The following is a 258-nucleotide window of genomic DNA, read 5'->3' as shown; positions in this document are numbered from 1 at the left end:
ACTGATGATAGGCGCCACATCCGTGTCTGTAATCGTACCTGTGCCGACGCCGGTACCGATGGTTAATGTGGTGGTCTCATTCAGCTCATCTAAGTCATCATTTAAGGCCGGATAGCTGACGGTAAAGTTGGTCACTCCTGCTGGAATAGTGATACTGCCATCCGTGTTTAAAACAACGCCGTCACTAAAGACTGGGGCATTGCTATAGTCGTCACCTGCAGTTGCACTACCATCGGTGATGGCAAAAGGATAGTTGAC

General features: G+C 49.2%; 1 protein-coding gene. It reads right to left on the bottom strand.

All coding sequences use genetic code 11. The features are described from left to right. A partial coding sequence (locus SB786_RS36825; RefSeq protein WP_410731663.1) for a hypothetical protein occupies positions 1-258 on the bottom strand: 258 nt, incomplete at both ends.

This window comes from Burkholderia sp. SIMBA_062, assembly GCF_046534765.1.
Taxonomy (GTDB): domain Bacteria; phylum Pseudomonadota; class Gammaproteobacteria; order Burkholderiales; family Burkholderiaceae; genus Burkholderia; species Burkholderia ambifaria.
The sequence above is the reverse complement of the archived record's forward strand: the minus strand, read 5'-3'. Positions and strand labels throughout refer to the sequence as shown.